Below are 17,692 nucleotides of genomic sequence, written 5' to 3'. Positions count from 1 at the left end.
CAACTGACCGGGGCCTGTTCAGTTCGGCATGGGCAGGGTCGGCAGCTCGCTGTCCAACCGGGAAACCCGGCGTTCCAGCGCCTGATCCGCTTTGCTGTGATCGCCGAGCGCCCGATACAGCCGCGCCAATTCCGCCAGGGCGGTGGCGCTCTGGCTGGAATTGGCCGCGGCCTCGAAGAAGCTCTGCGCCTTGCCCCACAGGCGCGCTTTCAGCGCCACCCGCCCAGCGGTGATCAACACCGCGGCATTACCGGGCCGTTCCGCCAGCCACCCTTCCAGAACCTGCAGCAAGTCATCCGGCGGCACATCGTCGATGGCCTCCAGCACCGGCGGCAAACGGTCATCCCACTCCTTGCTCAGCTGCTCGCGCACCAGGCCCAGAGCCACTTTGCCCTGCCCCAGTTGCGCCAGGAAGCCGGCGTAGCGGGCTTTCATGGCCGGATCGTTCTTCAGCGCCACCGGCACCGATTTCCATAGCCGCCGCAACTCAGCGGCGCGGGACTCGGCATCATTGAACCCGGGCTTCTGCGCCACTTCCTGCACCCGCGCCAGCCAGGCCCGGCGCTCGCGGCGCACCACGCTCTGCTCATCAAGCACCTTGCGCAGCCGGGGAATCAGGTCGCACAGTGCCGGCCAGTCATGCAGCCGATCCAGCACATCGGCGTACAGTGTCAGAATCCGGCGATTGTTGGGCGCTTGTTTGAGCAGCGCCTCCAATTCATGGCGGGCCTGCTCCGGCTGGCCGTCGTCCAGAGCGAACCGAGCCCGCATCAGGCCGCTCATCAGCAGCCCCCGGCGATCCGCCGACGCCTCGCCCAGATACTGCTCCAACGCCTCACCGTCACCGCGCTCGCGAGCGCATTCCGCCGCCAGCAGCCAGGCCGCCAGCGGCCAGTCGCCTTCACGGCCAGCGGCACTCAGCAGCCGTTCCGCCTTTTTGATGTCGCCATCCACCAGCAGCACCAGGCCGCTCTTCAAACGGCGGCGGGCCACCGACTGGCGAAACCGGCGCGTGGCACGCACCGGTTCCGCCAATTGCCACAGTCCGTTGAGTATCAGGGTCACCACCACCAGCGCCACCGCCGCCAGCACCGTCACCAGCACGGCGAAACCCAGCGTGGTATCCATTTCCCAATTACCGCGCACCAACAGCAGATAGCCGGAATCCGCCGCCATCCAGCGGCCCAACGCGGCCGCCGCGATTAGTGCCAGAACCAGCAACAGGAGGATTTTTTTCATGCGTCGCCCTCCTTGCGCTTGAGCTCACGAATCGCCGCCAGACCGCCGCCGATATCCGGCAGCGCCTGACTGACCGCTTCCTCGTCCAGCTCATCCAGTGCGGAAAGCAGATGGCGGGTGGCCGGATTGTCTCCACGGAACCACTGTGTGATGGTCTCCCGGGCCTGGTTCAGAGCCTGTCCGTAACTTTCCGCGCGCCCCTGCAACAGCGCCAATTGTGCCTGCTGCAGGCTGGTATTAATGCCCAACTGCACCAGCGCCGCTTCGCTTTGCGTCATCGGCAGCGGCTCGGCGTCATCGTGATGGCGAATGTTCACCGGCAGGTGGGAGAGGAATTGTTGCCACCAGGAAGGCTTGGCGTTGTCATCACCGGCGCTGCTGTTTTGCGGACGCTCACGCAACGGGACCGCCAGTTCATCGACCCGCTCGCGCAGTGCGCCGAGCCGCAGCACCAGCGCCTGGACGTCCATTTGCAGGGCCGCGTTGAGCGCTTCCATATCGGCGGCCAGGGCACGGCGGGCCGGCAGTGTCTGCGGATCATCCAGTCGGGCCAGGGTTTCGTCGGCGGCCTTGAGCAAACGCCGCGCCGCTTCGGCGTCGCCGGTGAGCAGCAGGCGCTGGCTGGCCAGACTGGCCAGGGATTCCGCCTCGGTGATCAGCCACAGACGCTGGCCGCCCTGGCTCATGTCATTCAGTTTTTCGCGATCCCGCGCCATGCGGGCTTCAGTCTCTTCCTGGGTATGACGCAAAGCCGCCAGCGCCTGACGCTGTTTCCGGCTTTCCTCACTCTGCTGGTCCAGCCGTTTTTCCAAACCGGCTACCTGCTGTTCCAGACCACTGCGCTGCCCTTCCAGGATCTGCCATTGCTGCCATCCCCACCAACCGGCTCCCGCCAGCGCGGCAATCACGATAAGCAGAATAATCAACGGCCACAGGGCCAGGCCCCGCTGGGACGAAAGTGGACGGTACAGCGTCATGGGAGCTCCCTTTTTTGTCATCCCGTGTTGTCATCCCGGCGCCCCGCGCCGGTGATCGCCAAAATGGCGGCATTTCCTTTGATACGATCCGGAACAAGCCTGAAAAACGAGGACGATGAAACGCCCAACAAGCCACAGCATAACCCGCTCCGGAAAGAAGAAAACCTTTGATGCGTGGCGGTAGCGCCACGGTTGCAATTTTTTACTTCAATCGCCGGTGGCGCCCAACGCCGCCACCATATCCCGATCATGGGCACTGGCGGCTACCGTCACAGGCCCCTGGTGGTCTTCGCGCACCGCCTGTGCCACCCGTTCCCCGGCGCTCACCACCCTGGCCGCGGCGGGCACCCGCGCCGCTATCGCTCGCCAGCCATCGACGCTGGTGACCAGCACCACCGAAGCCGCATCGGGCCAGTAAAAGGAGGGATCGGCACAGCGCCGGTAGAAGGGAATGATGTCGACCTCGGCACCGCGTTCGCGCAACCGGGCGGCGAACCAGTCACGGCCGCTGTCCGCGCGGCAAATCAGAATGCGCTGATCCACCACGTCAGACAGACAAGGCAACGCCAGCACCGCTTCGGAATTGAAACCGGCACCAGGATATTCTGGCGTCAACCCCGCCGCCGCCAACACCCGGGCGGTGGCCTCGCCCACCGTCAGCCAATGCACGCCCACCGGCCACTGCGGCCAGACATCGGCGAACGCCTCCAGGGCCAGCTCGGCGGCGTTGGCGCTGACGAAGAACACCGCGTGGTAAAGGTCCAGATCCAGGATTCGCCGCCGGTCCGCCGCCGACAGCGGCAACGGCTCGATAGCCAGCGCCGGCTGATGGATGGGGACATGGCCGGCATCACGCAACAACGCCGCCAGCGTCTCGCCCTGCCCCCGCGGCCGGGTGATCAGCACCGTACTCATGAGCGTTGATACAGCTCCGCCAGAATGCGCTCGGCGCCCTGCTCCAGTAATGACTCAGCCACCCGCACACCCAGTGCCGCGGCTTCTTCGCGAGGCGCCCGGGCCTCGGCCCGCAGCACGGTATCGCCGTTTTCGCTGGCCACCAGACCGCGCAACCAAAGGGTATCGCCCTCGAGCAGGGCAAAACCGGCGATCGGCACCTGGCAGCCGCCCTCCAGACGACGATTCATGGCCCGCTCGGCGCTGACCCGGTCCCAGGTAAGCGGGTCATTGAGCGGTGCCAGCAAAGCCTGCACCAGCTCATCTCCAGCCCGGCATTCAATACCCACCGCGCCCTGCCCCACCGCCGGCAGGGACTCTTCCGGGGGCATTTCATAGCGAATGCGGTCATGCATCTCCAGCCGCTTGAGGCCGGCAGCGGCCAGAATGATGGCGTCGAAGTCACCACTGTCCAGCTTACCGAGCCGGGTCTGTACATTGCCGCGCAGGCTGGAGACCTTCAGATCCGGCCGGTTGGCCAGCACCTGGGCCTGACGCCGCAGGCTGGAGGTGCCGACACAGGCGCCTTCCGGCAAGGCGGAAAGGGCATCGTGGTGGTTGGAGACGAAGGCGTCGCGGGGGTCCTCCCGTTCACAGATCACCGGCAGAGCCATACCTTCCGGGAGTTCCATCGGCACGTCCTTCATGGAATGCACGGCGATGTCGGCGCGGCCGTCCATCATCGCCTGCTCCAGTTCCTTCACGAACAGGCCCTTGCCGCCGATCTTCGCCAGCGGCGTATCGAGGATCTTGTCGCCCTGCGTCTTGATCCGCACCAGTTCCACCGAGAGCCCCTCATGCAGGGCTTCCAGCCGCCGCTGGACATACTCAGCCTGCCAGATGGCCAGAGGGCTGGAACGGGTGGCGATGCGCAGAATGCGGCTCATGAAGCTCTCCTGAACAGGTAAGGAACCGTGGGCCGCACATTCTACCCTCCATGCAGGCACGAAGACACTTATGTCGACATAACCATCTTTTATCGACATAAAAAATAGACATGTTTATGCCATCGACATTAGACTGACCATATGTCGATATAGTTGGAAATTATAAACATGTCCGCCTCAATCTGGATCCCCGGACAGCCCTACAATCAATTGCCGCCCCTGCCTCCGAACACGGAACTGGAAAGCATTGCCGTATTGAAAGCCTGCATCCCGGCGCGGGCGGCTCTGGCTGAACTCAAGCAATCGGCCGAGTTAATCCCCAACCCGACCCTGCTGATCAACACCCTTCCTTTGCTGGAGGCCCAAAGCAGTTCCGAAATCGAGAATATTGTCACCACCAGCGACAAGCTGTTTCGTTATGCGGACGAAGAAGGCCAGGCCGATCCCGCGACAAAGGAAGCACTGCGTTACCGAACAGCCCTATACCAGGGGTACCGCAGCTTGGCGACCCGCCCTCTCAACACCTCCACCGCGGTGACGGTATGTTCCACCATCAAGGATGCCACCATGGATATCCGTCGCGTGCCGGGCACCATCGCCAATACCCTCACCAATGAAGTGATTTACACGCCTCCGGTCGGCGAGCCCCTGCTACGTGACCTTCTATCAAACTGGGAGCGATTCATGCATAACGACTCCCACGGGCTGGACCCTCTGGTGATCATGGCTGTGGCTCACTACCAGTTCGAGGCTATCCACCCCTTTACCGATGGTAACGGCCGCACCGGACGGATACTCAACATCCTGTACCTGATCGAACAGAACCTGCTGACTCTGCCGATCCTGTATCTGAGCCGTTATATCGTACAGAACAAGAGCGATTACTATCGGCTTCTCATCGCGGTTACGCGAGAGCAGGCATGGCAGGAGTGGCTGCTTTTCATGCTCAATGCGGTCACCGAAACAGCCCGCTGGACCAGCGGCAAAATTGCCGCCATACGTGAACTGATCGAGCACACCAACCGGCATGTACAAGCCGAGCTGCCCAAAATCTACAGCCACGAACTGGTCCAAACCCTTTTCGAACAACCCTACTGCCGGATTCATAACCTGGTGCGGAGCGGCATAGCTAAACGCCAAACCGCCTCTGTCTATCTGAAACACCTCGTGGAAATAGGGGTTTTGGAGGAAATCCAAGCGGGCAGGGAAAAGTTGTTCGTACACCCGAAGCTGATCCATGTTCTGACCACCAACGACAATCATCCCACTCCCTACGACGACCGCCGCTAGCCTCACCGCTCCATCATCGGAATCAGCATCAGTTTCGATTCAGCAGCGCCTGGCGCAACGCGGACAGGTGGCGGCGACTGACCGGCAAGCGCGCCTCCAGATCGCGCAGGCGCACTTCATAGCCGCCGTCGGAGCCACTGTGCTCCAGCGCTTCGATGTAATGCAGCGCCACCAGGGTGCTGCGGTGGGTGCGCACGAACAGGCCGTCGAATTCCTTCTCCAGATCCTTGAGCGGTTCGTTGATCACCACCGATCCCCCGGTGTGATAGACGGTGACGTATTTCTGGTCAGCCTGGAAATAGCGCACGTCCTCCACCTGCACCAGTTCCAGGCCACGGTAGGTGCGGGCGCTGATATGACGACGCTGACGCGGCCGGTTGGCGGCCATGCGATGCTGCACTTCCGCCAGTTGCACCTGATTCAGGGCTCGGACTTTCTCCAGCGCCTGGCGTAAATCGGCTTCACTCACCGGCTTGAGCAGATAATCCAATGCATGGACCCGGAAGGCCTGCAGCGCGTGTTCCTCGAAAGCGGTACAGAAGATCACCGCCGGTGCCGGTTCCAGGCGGGTCAGGTGGGCACTGGCCTCGAGGCCATCCATATCCGGCATGCGGATGTCCATCAGCACCACATCCGGGTGCAAACGACTGGCGCTGGCCAAGGCTTCACGTCCGGTGCCGGCCTCGGCCACCACTTCCATGTCGCATCGTTCCACCAGCCGCTTCAGTCGCATTCGGGCCAGGGCTTCGTCGTCACAGACCAATACACGCATGCGTCCCCCTTTTCCTGTCCGTGCTTCATTCTGTAGTTATGTCTTCCGGCACATTTTCCCGCCTCTGCCCGGCCTCCGGCCCGGGACGGGCGGGAAAACGGATTTCCACATCATAATGCCGCTTCAGATCACGGGCGCGCACCTCCACCTGATTGCCATGCAGCACTTCCAAACGATGACGCACATTTTCCAGCGCCATGCGGTTGCCGCGGTGATGGCCTTCCCCTTCCGGTTTCGGATTACGCACGCTCAACACTATACGGCCTTCCTGGCACCGGGCTCTGATGGTGATCACACCCCCGCCGGGCAGCGGTTGAATACCGTGATAAATGGCGTTTTCCAACAAGGGCTGCAGGGTCAGCAGCGGCATTTCCTGATGCCGGGGATCCAGCTCGACACGCCAATTCACCCGCAGCCGCTCTCCGAGACGCAGTTGCTCGATATTGATATAGCGCTCACACAGCGACAGTTCCTCGGTCATGGGCACCGGGTCGGCATTGTCCTTGAGACTGGCCCGGAACAGCTTGGACAGATCCTCCACCGCCCGCTCAGCGGCGTCCGGATCGATACTGATCAGGCTGGCGATGATGTTCATGGAATTGAACAGGAAATGCGGCCGGATACGCGACTGCAGCGCCTGCAGCCGGGCTTGCAACTGGGCCTGCCCCTGACGCCGCAGTTGCTCCTGCACATAGACGTAACGCATCACCAGCCCGGCGAGGATGGTGGCGATCAGCACGTTGATGAGGATATTCGGATGCCAGAGGGTGTTGTTCGACGGTGCCCAGGACAACCAGCCGGTGAGCAAATTGGCGGCGGCGCTGAAGACCAGCGTATTCACCGACACCACCACTACCACCGCCAGGGCCGCCCAGGAATGAGGCAGGCGGTTCAGCCAGCGACGCAGCAAGCAAATCAGCGCCGCCGAACTGAGCGCCACCCATTGGATGAACAGCGAGGTCAGCGCCAGCCGGCCGAGACTGAACGCCTGGTAGTAACCGGCCACCAGCGCCACCACGATGGCCATCAGTTCCGCCACCACCACCACCACCAGCACCGCCCGGGCGGAGCACAGATCAGGCAGGAAGGCATTTTGCGAGGAGGTATCCATGCCAGCGGTTATACCCTGCCGGGAGCACCACAGCCAGCCCGCCGGTGTTATACTGCGCGCCCGTTATCCGGTCCGGTGGTGGGTACCGGCGCATCAACGAACAGACGAGCAGCAACATGAGCGACAAGCAGCAGCAAAACAAACTCTGGGGCGGCCGCTTCAGCGAATCCACCGATGCCTTCGTGCAGGCGTTCACCGCCAGTGTGCTGTTCGACCAGCGCATGTACCGGCAGGACATCCAGGGCTCCCAGGCCCACGCCACCATGCTGGCGGAAGTCGGTGTGCTCACCACCGAGGAGCGCGACGCCATCCTCCAGGGGCTGAATGAAATCCGCCAGGAGATCGAAGCTGGGGAATTCGCCTGGTCGGTGGCACTGGAAGACGTGCACATGAACATCGAGGCACGACTCACCGACAAAATCGGCATCACCGGCAAGAAGCTGCACACCGGCCGCTCCCGCAACGACCAGGTGGCCACCGACATCCGCCTGTGGCTGCGTGACGAGATCGACCTGCTGGACACCGAATTACTGCGTCTGATGAGCGGCCTGCTGGATCTGGCCGAACGCGAAGCCGCCACCATCATGCCCGGCTTCACCCACTTGCAGACCGCCCAGCCGGTGACCTTCGGCCACCATTTGCTGGCCTGGTTCGAGATGCTCAAGCGCGACCGCGAGCGGCTGCAGGACTGCCGTAAAAGAGTCAATCGCATGCCCCTGGGCGCCGCCGCGCTGGCTGGCACCACCTATCCGATCAAGCGGGAACGCACCTGCGAGCTGCTCGGTTTCGACGCCGTGTGCGAGAACTCCCTGGACGCGGTCAGCGATCGCGACTTCGCCATCGAGTTCTGTGCCCTGGCGGCGCTGTCCATGACCCACTTGTCACGGATCAGCGAGGAGTTGGTGCTGTGGACCAGTGCCCAGTTCAACTTCATCGACCTGCCGGACCGGTTCTGTACTGGCAGCTCGATCATGCCGCAGAAGAAAAACCCGGATGTGCCGGAACTGGTGCGCGGCAAGACCGGCCGCGTCAACGGACATCTGATCAGCCTGCTGACCCTGATGAAAAGCCAGCCGCTGGCCTACAACAAGGACAACCAGGAAGACAAGGAACCGCTGTTCGACGCCGTGGATACTCTGGCCGGCAGCCTGCGCGCCTTCGCCGACATGATCCCGGCACTGGAACCGAACCGGGAAGTGATGCGCGAAGCGGCCCGCCGCGGCTTCGCCACCGCCACCGATCTGGCCGACTACCTGGTGCGCAAGGGCATCCCGTTCCGCGACTCCCACGAGATCGTCGGCAAAGCGGTGGCCTATGGCGTCAGCAAGAAGAAGGACCTGGGTGACATGAGCTTGTCCGAACTGCGCCAGTTCAGCGACCAGATTGATGACGATGTCTTCGAAGTGCTGACCCTGGAAGGCTCGGTGAGCGCCCGCAACCATATCGGCGGCACCGCCCCGGAACAGGTACGCGCCGCCGTGGCCCGCGCCCGCGAGGCGCTCGGCGCCTGAGACATCCGCGCTATCGCGGTCCTTTCCTGTAGGACTTCCCTGTAAGGAAAGGACCGCGATTCCCGGCTCAGAACCAATCCTCAAGCTGCAGTCCCGGCACCCGATCGAATTCCTTGGTGTTGTGGGTCACCAGCGCCAGTCCATTCGCCAATGCCGTACCCGCAATCAGGGTGTCCAGAGGGCCGATGGGCGTGCCCGCGTTTTCCAGATACGCACGTACCCTGGCCGCATGGCGGGCCTCATTCGCCGCGAAAGGCAACAGCCTGACCACGCTCAGCAGGCCATCAAACTGGTTTCGTAACCGGTCCGGATTAGCTGATTTGGCGATTCCGGTTTCGATTTCGTAGGCGACGACTGCGGGGATGGCGACATTCGCCGGTGATGTGGCCATCAGCCGATCAACGACCCGCCCCTTCCCTTTGAAGAAATAAATCAGGGTATTGGTATCCAGCGCATACATTCAGAGAGGCTCCCTCGGCGCGTCCGGGCCGCCGTCTGGACGTAATTCGGCTTCATCGGGGAAGTCCGGCCATGCGCCCGCCAGGTCACGGACTTCCTTGGGCCAGTCCGTCCTGGTCTTTTCCTTGATCAGCTCCGCTATCCATCGGCTGACCGGCACACCGGAAGACGCCGCCGCCGCGCGCAACGATTTTTCGCTTTCGTCATCCAGATAGATAGTCACTTGTCCCATCGAAGCTTCTCCACGAATCACTTATATGCCCAATTATATTTGGTTGTTTTTTAAACGCAACTCAAGAGAGCCGGCGCCGCAATACGCGGTGCCGATGGGTAAAGACCCGGTGGATGAACCATCGCGTCAGGGGGGCCGCCAGGCGGGGCTTGAACGTCAGTTGATCCACCAGCAGATGGCTGTCCGGGTCATCGTCGCAAGGCAGGATACGCCGCTCATGACGCCACAGGACCATGGATCCCATGGGCGACTGTTCCAGGAAGCCCCGGCCCGGATCCAGCGCCAGCAGCGTCATGTCCGAATAATCGATGGGCAGAATGCCGAACAGAAAAATATAGCTGCGGAACAGGCGTGTTCCGGAACGCACCTCCACGTCATCCAGAGAATGAATCCCCTTCGGCGCCGTCATGCGTAACCACGGGCGCAGTTCCGCGGCAATGCCGTCCACCGAAGTGATCCATTGCCAGATTCGGGATTCCGGTACGGATAAGCGGGATTCAAATCGCAGTGTGATCGGGTCGCTCATGGTTACTCCTTGCCGGCTATCGGCGGGCTGCGTATTGCACGTCGACGCAAACACGAGTAAATCTCACATTTCAGGCCGTCCGCCGCTACTCGCATTCACCGTCATGACCGGCATCCGCAAAAAACCCCGCCAACAGCGCTCCCGCGCCACCTGGGACGCGATTCTGGAGGCGGCGGCTCAGCTTTTCGGGGAACGGGGCTATACCGGCACCACCACCAACAAGGTGGCGGAGCGGGCCGGTGTGTCCATCGGCTCGCTGTATCAGTATTTCCCGAACAAGGAAGCGCTGCTGCTGGCGCTCAGCGAGCAACACATGGAACACAGCGGCACCGTGCTGCATGCCGTGTTCGAGCGCCTCGAACGCGAACATCCCGGCCTGGAAGAAACCGTGGCGAGGCTGGTGGATACCACTGTCGAACTGCACCGGCACAATCCGAACATGCACCGTCTGTTGTTCGAACAAACGCCGCGTTCCCCGGCGCTGATGGCGCGCTTCCAGCGGCTGGAGAGTCTGATGGCCGCGGCGGTGGGCGCGCAACTGCGGCGCCTCGGCATCGCCGGGCCACGTCCCGAAGCACGGGCACTGCTGCTGGTGCAGTCATTGGAGGCGCAGATCCATGGCGCGGTTCTCTCTCCACCTGGCGGCATCGACACGGATACGCTGGTAACAGAAATCAAAGCGCTGTGCGTGGCGTCGCTGGCGTCCTGACCTGCCCCCGCGCCGCCAAACCCGCTATGCTCCAGGCTGACATCGCCACCCATCACAATAAGGGAAGCCCGTCATGACAATAATGATTATCGGACTCGTGCTGTTTCTGGGCGTCCATTCCGTACGTATCTTCGCCGAGCCCTGGCGCCAGGCGCGGATTCAACGGCTGGGCGAACCCGCCTGGAAGGGGATCTATTCTCTGGTGGCCCTGATCGGGCTGGTATTGACGATCTGGGGGTACGGTCAGACCCGGCTTGATCCTGTGTTTGTCTGGAATCCGCCGATGGCGCTGCGCCATCTCACCGTGCTGCTGATGATCCCGGCGCTGATTCTGCTGGTAGCGGCCTATGTGCCCGGCAATGCCATCAAGGCCCGCCTTGGCCACCCGATGATGCTGGCGGTGAAGGTCTGGGCCCTGGCTCACCTGCTGTCCAACGGCCGGCTCGGTGACATCGTTCTGTTCGCCGCCTTCCTGGTCTGGGCGATTATGGCATTCCGCGCCGCCCGCCGGCGGGAGCCGGCCAGCCGGACCGGCGGCCGGTCCGGCGCCACCATTACCACCGTGGTAGTGGGGCTGGTGGCCTATGGCCTGTTCGCCGCGTTCCTGCATCCCTGGTTGATCGGTGTGCCGGTGATGTGAGGCCCTGCCGCCATACCTAGAAGGCATGGCGCACGCTTAGCGTCACGTTGCGCGGCTCGCCGAAATAGGTCTGCCGGGTTCCCCCCAGACTGGCGTAATAGTACTCGTCGAAGAGGTTGTCGACGGTAAGCGTGACTTCCGACCCGGGGGCGTATTCGTAGCCGGCCTGCAGGGTCGCCACGGTGTAGTGCTCCTGGGTCGACCGAATCCCCGAAGTCTCATACCAGATCTTGCTCTGCGCGCGCACGCCGCCACCAACGGACAAGCCATTCAAGGGCCCCGGCGCGAACCGGTAACGGGTCCAGAGCGTGAAGGCGTGTCGCGGGGTCTGGCTGCTGAACACCCCTTCCCCGCCTTCCTTGAATTCGGTCTCGGTGTAGGTGTAACCGGCCTTGAGGTTCCAGCGCGGCAGAATCTCGCCGCTGATCTCGACCTCGCCCCCCTGGCTGACCACTTCCCCTGAAGCAATGGCGAACCCGGCGTCGGGAGGCGCGGCGGGATCGGTCATGGAACGATTGCGATCCTCGATGCGAAACAGGGCGGCATGGGCATTAAGGCGACGCTCGAATGATTCGCCCTTGAGGCCGATCTCGTATTGCCGCCCCTCTCTCGGCTCAAGAAGATCGCCATCGCGTCCCTGCGTAGTTTGCGGCGCGAAGATGGTGCTGTAGCTGCCGTACACCGATACCCTCGGGGTCAGGTCGTAGAGCACGCCGGCGTAGGGCACGAATTCCCTGGGCAGACTTTGCGCCGCCCCGGGCCTCACCCGGTCGCTGGTCTTCCACCAGGCCAGGCGCCCGCCCAGCAACACCGTGGTGCGCTGCCAGGGCCGCAGACGGGCCTGGCCGTATAACGCCGATTGATCGGTCTTGGTCTCCCGGTTGTTGCGCACCGCCAGCTCCGGCTCCGGCACGTGGACATCAGGATCGAAGATGTCCTGATAAACCCCGCCCTGCCCGTAGGAGTCGATGCTGTAGCCGTTGTCGGTGCGGTTACGTTGCCAGGACGCTCCCAGCAATGCCTCGTGCTGGCCGCCAAAGGCGCTGAACGGCAGGTTCAGGCGCGCATCCAGCCCGGTATCCACCTCATCGGTTTCGATGGCCATGGGCAGCATCAGCACTTCGCCGGTATCCGGGTCGATCGGCGTGGCGCCCCAGCCCAGATGTTTGCTGTCGGTACGGCGGTGCGACCGGCGCGCGCTCAGCGTGGCCTGCCCGCCCCCCTGTAGCGTATGCGCCAGTTCGGCGAAGTAGCTGGTCATGCCTTCGTCCTTCTGGTTCCAATCCGCGCCGACAAAGGTGGATCGGGACAGATGGGCCAAGGTCCCGTCAGGATAGACCGAGACCCCGTAAAAGGGCCGGTAATCCCCGCTTTGGTGGGCGGCGCCCAGCGTCAAGGTAGTGGCGTCGCCAAAGTCCTGGGAGAGGGTGCCGAACACCACCTTTTTCTTGGCGTAAACGTAATCGGTGAAGGACTGGCGATCGTCGTAGACCGCCACCGCCCGGCCACGCAGGGAACCGTCCTGGGTGAGCGGGCCGGTGACGTCCAGCTCTCCCCGGTAGGCGTCCCAGGAACCCGCCGACAGGCTGCCTCTGGCCTGGAACTGGCGCTGGGCCCGTTTGCGCACGAAGTTCACCGTGCCACCGGGATCACCGGCACCGTCGAGCAGCCCCGACGGGCCACGCCAGATCTCCACCCGGTCATAGAGTGCCAGATCGAAAAAGCTGCTGCTCCAACTGCCCTTGCCGGTGCTCACCGGCATGCCGTCGATCTGATAGTTACTGAAGTCATAGCCTCGCGCCGAAATATTGTCGGTGCCGGTACCGTAGTGTCTGACGGTGACCCCGGTGGCGTAGCGCATGGCCTCACTGACGGTGTGGGCGTTTTGCTCGTCCAGTTGCTGGCGGGTCACTACCGACACGGACTGCGGCGTCTCACGCAGGGATTGAGCGGTCTTGCCGATGGTGATGGCATCCGTGGTATAGGCGCCAGTCCCTTCGGTGCGACCGGCGTCCACCGCCGCGCTACTGCCGCGCACCGAAACCGGCTCCAGCCGGCGAGCTTGCGGTTCGGCCACGATGGTGACGTTACGCGTACCCTCGAAATCCGCGCGCAGCCCGGTCCCGGACAACAACCGCCGCAGCCCCTCTCGTGGCGTGTAGGTACCCCGCAAACCGGAACTGGTCTTGCCAGAGGTAAGGTCGGCGTCGGCGGAAAGCACCAGCCTGGCGGCAATGGCGAAACGATTGAGCACGCCATCCAGGTTTCCGCCGTCGATATCGAAACGCAAGATGGCGCTTTCCTGCACGGACCCGCTTTGGGCCATGGCGGGAACGGAAAACAGTGGCGCAATGGACAGGACGGCAAAAGCGCAAGTCCGCAACACACCCAGTAATGAGTGTCGCGGGACGCGGCAACAGGTTACCAACATGGAATCCCCTTATTGGTGTCGTCGAAATTCAGTGTCTTCTACCTGTCTTCCGAACGAGTCCCGCTTCCCCCTCAATGTTTTTTTTCGATGCGCACCCAAAACGGCGTGTAATACGTCACCTTCACCGGCAGCGCCCGGGCCAGGGCCGCCAGCGCCTGGTCCGTATCAGTGAGGGGAAACACCCCGGTGACCCGCAGCGCCGCCACCTCGGGTTCACAGTCCACCAACCCGTAGCGATAACGGGCCAGTTCCTCCGCGAACCGGGATACTGTCATGCGCTCGGCGATCAGCCGGCCGTTCTCCCACTCCGCGTCGTTCACCGACAGGGCGGACACCGGCGAGATGCCGCCCACGCCAAAAATCGCCTGCCGGCCCGCAGCCAGAGGCACCGGATTGCCGGCGCCTTGCCGCCACTCCACGGCGCCCTCGAACACTCCAACCTGAGTTGCCCTGTCCATAAGGCGTACGAAAAAGCGGGTGCCCACCGGTCGGATGACACCGCCACCGGCGCGTACCCGCAACGGACGGGCCTCCCTGGCTCCGGTGGTCACCAGGATCTCGCCACGGCGCAGCAGAATCTCCCGCGCGGTTTCGTCGAAGCGCACGTCAACGGCGGTATCGGTATTCAGCACCAGACGGGACCCGTCGGACAACGTGACGGCCCGGGTCTCCCCCACGCCGGCGGCGTAATCCGCCCACTGCCGCTGCCACAATCCCGAGTGCACACCGCCGTAGCCCAGCGCCCCGGACAGCAGCGTCACCGCGCCCCAGCCAAGCAACTGGCGCCGGGACAAAGTCCCCCGCCGTTCCAGCAAGTCACTGCGAGAAGCGTGGGACGGCAGGGACTGAAACGCACTCTGCAACGCGGCCATCTGCTGCCAGACCCATTCATGATGGGGGTCCGCCTGCCGCCAGCGTTGGCAAGCCTGATGATCCGCTTCGGTGACATCCTCACTGCCCAGGCGGGCCAGCCAACGACCGGCTTCCCGCACCACCCGCGGGTCCACTCCGGCCGTCACGGCCGCTGCTCCAGAGCGGCGATAAAACAGGCTTCCAGGGCGCGGGCGATGTATTTCTCCACCGAGGACACGGAAACGTCGAGCCGGTGCGCAATCTGCGGGTAGGACAAACCATCCAGACGGGACAGAAGAAAGGCGCGCCGGGGTTTGGCCGGCAACTTATGCAGCAGGGCATCGATGCGCACCAGAGTGTCGATCACTTCAGCCCGGGTTTCCTCCGATGGCACTTCCGGCTCAGGCAAGGCGCTGAGCGCATCCCGGTAGGCGGCTTCGATGCGGCGACGGCGATGGTGGTCGATCATCAAACCACTGGCGATCCGCCTCAGGTGGCGACGGGACTGCTCCGGCTCCGGCAGATAACCCCGCACCAGCAATCGCACATAAGTGTCCTGAGCCAGGTCCGCGGCGGTATGGGAGCAGCCCAGGCGGGCCTGTAACCAGGACGACAACCAGCCGTGGTGGTCCACATAGAGGGTGCCCAGCTGTTTGCGCAGCCGAGCGCCGGCCGCTTTGCCCTGTGCCATGCCGGTGTCCGAAGGAAGGGATGAAGCGCAGAGAATAAATAATAAGCATTCTCATCGCAAACCTCACCTCCGGGGCCGGCGGCGAAATCACACCTCGTTGGCCGGCTGGCGGCTATCTCTCCGGGTAATGAAAGCGGCAGGGGCTGGAACGCCGGGCGAAAGCCCGGCGCGATCACAGGTCGTAGTCGCCGGCGGCTTCCGGCTGGTACTCGACGTCAAGGATGACGATGCGCAGGGTACGGCCGTTACGGCCCGGCCAGTCGATGCTCTGGCCCTTGGCCAGTCCCAACAAGGCCGCGCCCACCGGCGCCAATATCGACACGGTGTCCGGTTTGCCGGCGTCTTGCGGGTACACCAGCGTCACCGACCATTCCCGGCCGCTGTTTTCCTCACGGCAGCGGACCCGGGAGTTCATCGTCACCACATCCGCCGGCATGTTGCGGGGTTCCACCACCGTGGCCCGCAGCAATTCGTCCTCCAATCCCAGCACCTGGTCGTCATCCAGGTCGTCCAGCAGCGGCTCAATGCGGCTGACATCCAATCGCGACACCGTAATAGGCGGCGGCAACATGTTCGTACTCCTGTGGAAGCACCCCTTCCGCGGGGCGCGGGCATAACATCGCCGGCAACGATTTTTGACATCGGCCCGGCGATGGTCCGGGAATGACCGCCATGGACGGCGGCCACTATAAAAACGGCGTTCCGATGGGAACGCCGTTGAGTTGTTGTTCCCTGATATTAGGCCAGTGGTGTTTTTTGGCAAGCCCGGGGAAGAGAATCCCTTGCCAACCGCCGTCAAAGTGACCGGCGGCGGTGTTATCCACCCCCGGTAACCCGCTATACTCGCCGCATTCAACCCTGCTTCCCGGAGCCTTTCATGCGTGCATTGAGCCTGTTGGTGTTGGTGCTGTTGAGCGGTTGTGGCCAGAAAGGCCCGCTCTACTTCGCCGAGCCGGCCCCGCCGCCCCAGCCCCAGGATCAACCGCCGGCGCCGGAGACCGCCCCGGCCACGGACAACGACGACGACTCGGACCAGGACCCGCATTAACAGGATGAGCCCCATGGATCACTTCCCCTACCGCGACGGTACCCTGTACGTCGAGGAACTGCCCCTGACACTGCTGGCCGAACGCTTTGGCACGCCGTTGTACGTCTATTCCCGGGCCGCCCTGGAGACACACTACCGCGCCTTCGATGACGCCTTCGGAGACCATCCCCATCAGGTTTGCTACGCGGTGAAGGCCAACAGCAACGTGGCGGTACTCAACGTACTGGCCCGCTGCGGCGCCGGCTTCGACATTGTCTCCGGCGGCGAACTGGAGCGGGTGCTGCGTGCCGGCGGTGATCCGGACAAGATCGTTTTCTCCGGCGTCGGCAAGACCGCCGATGAGATGGCCCGTGCCCTGCAAGTCGGGATTCACTGTTTCAACGTGGAATCCGCGGCGGAACTGGAACTGCTCAACCTGGTGGCCGGCGAACTGGGCCGGGAAGCGCCCATCGCCATCCGCGTGAATCCGGACGTCGACGCCCAAACCCATCCGTATATCTCCACCGGCCTCAAGGAAAACAAATTCGGTGTCGACATCCGCAAGGCGCCGGCGTTGTATCAACGGGCGGCGGAACTGCCGCACATCCGGATTCTCGGCATCGACTGCCACATCGGCAGCCAACTGACCCGTCTGGAGCCGTTCGAGGACGCACTGGAGCGGGTTCTGGCGTTGCTGACCGAACTGCAGGAACTGGGCATCGAGATCCATCATCTGGATCTGGGCGGTGGTCTCGGCGTCACTTACAACGACGAGACACCGCCGGCCCACGAGGATTACGTGGCCGCTCTGCTGCGGCACATTCCCGGCGAATTGCCGGTGCATATCGAACCGGGCCGCGCCATCGCCGCCAATGCCGGGGTGTTCCTGACCCAGGTGCTGTTCCTGAAACCCACCGAACATCGCAACTTCGCCATCGTCGACGGCGCCATGAACGACCTGATCCGCCCCAGCCTCTATTCCGCCTGGCAGGACATCGTGCCGGTGACGCCGCATGAGGCGGACTGTCGGGACTGGGACATCGTCGGCCCGGTGTGCGAAACCGGCGACTTTCTCGGCAAGGACCGGGCCCTGGCACTGGAGGCCGGCGATCTTCTGGCGGTGCGTTCCGCCGGCGCCTACGGTTTCGTCATGGCCAGCAACTACAACAGCCGTGGCCGGCCGGCGGAGATTCTGGTGGACGGCGATCAGGCCTTCGTGGTGCGTCAGCGGGAAACCATCGAGGATCAGCTCAAGCTGGAAACGCTGCTGCCCTGAGGGGGACACAGGCACAAGGATTCTCCAGCGGGCTGGCTCCCACGGATTGTGCTACGAAGCCGCTGTGGGAGCTTGCCTGCAAGCGAATGGTCTCTCGGCAAAAAGATT

The 17,692-nt window shown here is 63.3% G+C and carries 19 protein-coding genes; 6 read left to right on the top strand and 13 right to left on the bottom strand.

Annotation, left to right across the window (positions count from 1 at the left end; genetic code table 11):
- Window positions 1–18 precede the first annotated feature (18 nt).
- The 4 genes from MA04_RS04735 to hemC form a co-directional block, all read right to left on the bottom strand.
- Window positions 19–1,239, bottom strand: coding sequence for a heme biosynthesis HemY N-terminal domain-containing protein (locus tag MA04_RS04735; RefSeq protein ID WP_080531642.1), 1,221 nt, complete (start codon window positions 1,237–1,239; stop codon window positions 19–21).
- A complete protein-coding gene (locus tag MA04_RS04730; RefSeq protein WP_080531643.1) occupies window positions 1,236–2,216 on the bottom strand; it encodes a uroporphyrinogen-III C-methyltransferase in 981 nt (326 codons plus the stop codon). The genes MA04_RS04735 and MA04_RS04730 overlap by 4 nt, the downstream gene beginning before the upstream one ends.
- Before the next feature lie 207 nt (window positions 2,217–2,423).
- Entirely contained in the window at window positions 2,424–3,131 is a 708-nt protein-coding gene (locus MA04_RS04725; RefSeq protein WP_233925464.1) for a uroporphyrinogen-III synthase, read from the bottom strand.
- On the bottom strand, window positions 3,128–4,057 hold the full coding sequence (hemC, locus tag MA04_RS04720; protein ID WP_080531644.1) for a hydroxymethylbilane synthase: 930 nt from the start codon (window positions 4,055–4,057) through the stop codon (window positions 3,128–3,130). Before hemC ends, MA04_RS04725 begins: the two co-directional genes overlap by 4 nt.
- Before the next feature lie 168 nt (window positions 4,058–4,225).
- On the opposite strand from hemC, the gene fic reads away from it, so the two are divergent.
- Window positions 4,226–5,347, top strand: coding sequence for a protein adenylyltransferase Fic (gene fic, locus MA04_RS04715; protein ID WP_262459619.1), 1,122 nt, complete (start codon window positions 4,226–4,228; stop codon window positions 5,345–5,347).
- A 28-nt stretch (window positions 5,348–5,375) separates the two neighbouring features.
- Here fic and MA04_RS04710 read toward each other — a convergent pair whose 3' ends face one another.
- Window positions 5,376–6,119: a LytR/AlgR family response regulator transcription factor gene (locus tag MA04_RS04710; RefSeq protein ID WP_097058834.1), complete on the bottom strand. Its 744-nt coding sequence runs from the start codon at window positions 6,117–6,119 to the stop codon at window positions 5,376–5,378.
- Window positions 6,120–6,144: 25 nt separating this feature from the next.
- The gene (locus MA04_RS04705; RefSeq protein ID WP_163121899.1) at window positions 6,145–7,230 is read right to left on the bottom strand and encodes a sensor histidine kinase; all 1,086 of its coding nucleotides are present in this window, start codon (window positions 7,228–7,230) and stop codon (window positions 6,145–6,147) included.
- Window positions 7,231–7,346: 116 nt separating this feature from the next.
- On the opposite strand from MA04_RS04705, the gene argH reads away from it, so the two are divergent.
- The gene (gene argH, locus MA04_RS04700; RefSeq protein WP_163121901.1) at window positions 7,347–8,741 is read left to right on the top strand and encodes an argininosuccinate lyase; all 1,395 of its coding nucleotides are present in this window, start codon (window positions 7,347–7,349) and stop codon (window positions 8,739–8,741) included.
- A gap of 67 nt (window positions 8,742–8,808) precedes the next feature.
- On the opposite strand, the gene MA04_RS04695 is transcribed toward argH, so the two are convergent.
- From MA04_RS04695 to MA04_RS04685, 3 genes are all read right to left on the bottom strand, one after another.
- Window positions 8,809–9,201, bottom strand: coding sequence for a type II toxin-antitoxin system VapC family toxin (locus MA04_RS04695; protein ID WP_163121903.1), 393 nt, complete (start codon window positions 9,199–9,201; stop codon window positions 8,809–8,811).
- Entirely contained in the window at window positions 9,202–9,432 is a 231-nt protein-coding gene (locus MA04_RS04690; protein WP_163121905.1) for a CopG family transcriptional regulator, read from the bottom strand.
- A gap of 61 nt (window positions 9,433–9,493) precedes the next feature.
- The gene (locus MA04_RS04685; RefSeq protein ID WP_262459618.1) at window positions 9,494–9,958 is read right to left on the bottom strand and encodes a hypothetical protein; all 465 of its coding nucleotides are present in this window, start codon (window positions 9,956–9,958) and stop codon (window positions 9,494–9,496) included.
- 103 nt (window positions 9,959–10,061) lie between these two features.
- On the opposite strand from MA04_RS04685, the gene MA04_RS04680 reads away from it, so the two are divergent.
- Complete coding sequence (locus MA04_RS04680) at window positions 10,062–10,667, top strand: TetR/AcrR family transcriptional regulator (protein ID WP_163121909.1); 606 nt, start codon at window positions 10,062–10,064, stop codon at window positions 10,665–10,667.
- A gap of 73 nt (window positions 10,668–10,740) precedes the next feature.
- On the top strand, window positions 10,741–11,307 hold the full coding sequence (locus MA04_RS04675; protein WP_262459617.1) for an NnrU family protein: 567 nt from the start codon (window positions 10,741–10,743) through the stop codon (window positions 11,305–11,307).
- A 16-nt stretch (window positions 11,308–11,323) separates the two neighbouring features.
- Here the strand turns inward: MA04_RS04675 and MA04_RS04670 are convergent, their stop codons facing one another.
- The 4 genes from MA04_RS04670 to rnk form a co-directional block, all read right to left on the bottom strand.
- On the bottom strand, window positions 11,324–13,597 hold the full coding sequence (locus MA04_RS04670; RefSeq protein WP_262459616.1) for a TonB-dependent siderophore receptor: 2,274 nt from the start codon (window positions 13,595–13,597) through the stop codon (window positions 11,324–11,326).
- Between the two features lie 212 nt (window positions 13,598–13,809).
- Window positions 13,810–14,757 carry a FecR domain-containing protein gene (locus MA04_RS04665; protein ID WP_163121915.1) on the bottom strand — a complete coding sequence of 316 codons (948 nt, stop codon included), beginning with the start codon at window positions 14,755–14,757 and terminating at the stop codon, window positions 13,810–13,812.
- Window positions 14,754–15,281 carry a sigma-70 family RNA polymerase sigma factor gene (locus MA04_RS04660; protein WP_163121917.1) on the bottom strand — a complete coding sequence of 176 codons (528 nt, stop codon included), beginning with the start codon at window positions 15,279–15,281 and terminating at the stop codon, window positions 14,754–14,756. The genes MA04_RS04665 and MA04_RS04660 overlap by 4 nt, the downstream gene beginning before the upstream one ends.
- A 172-nt stretch (window positions 15,282–15,453) precedes the next feature.
- Window positions 15,454–15,852 carry a nucleoside diphosphate kinase regulator gene (gene rnk, locus MA04_RS04655; protein WP_163121919.1) on the bottom strand — a complete coding sequence of 133 codons (399 nt, stop codon included), beginning with the start codon at window positions 15,850–15,852 and terminating at the stop codon, window positions 15,454–15,456.
- Between the two features lie 306 nt (window positions 15,853–16,158).
- Between rnk and lptM the strand changes: the two genes are divergently transcribed.
- Window positions 16,159–16,329: an LPS translocon maturation chaperone LptM gene (gene lptM / locus MA04_RS04650; RefSeq protein WP_163121921.1), complete on the top strand. Its 171-nt coding sequence runs from the start codon at window positions 16,159–16,161 to the stop codon at window positions 16,327–16,329.
- Between the two features lie 13 nt (window positions 16,330–16,342).
- Entirely contained in the window at window positions 16,343–17,584 is a 1,242-nt protein-coding gene (gene lysA, locus MA04_RS04645) for a diaminopimelate decarboxylase (protein ID WP_163121923.1), read from the top strand.
- The last annotated feature ends 108 nt before the right edge of the window (window positions 17,585–17,692 follow it).

The organism is Alloalcanivorax balearicus MACL04 (assembly GCF_025532145.1).
GTDB classification, from domain to species: Bacteria; Pseudomonadota; Gammaproteobacteria; order Pseudomonadales; family Alcanivoracaceae; genus Alloalcanivorax; species Alloalcanivorax balearicus.
Note: the sequence above shows the minus strand (reverse complement) of the source record. Positions and strands in the feature narration are given on the sequence as shown.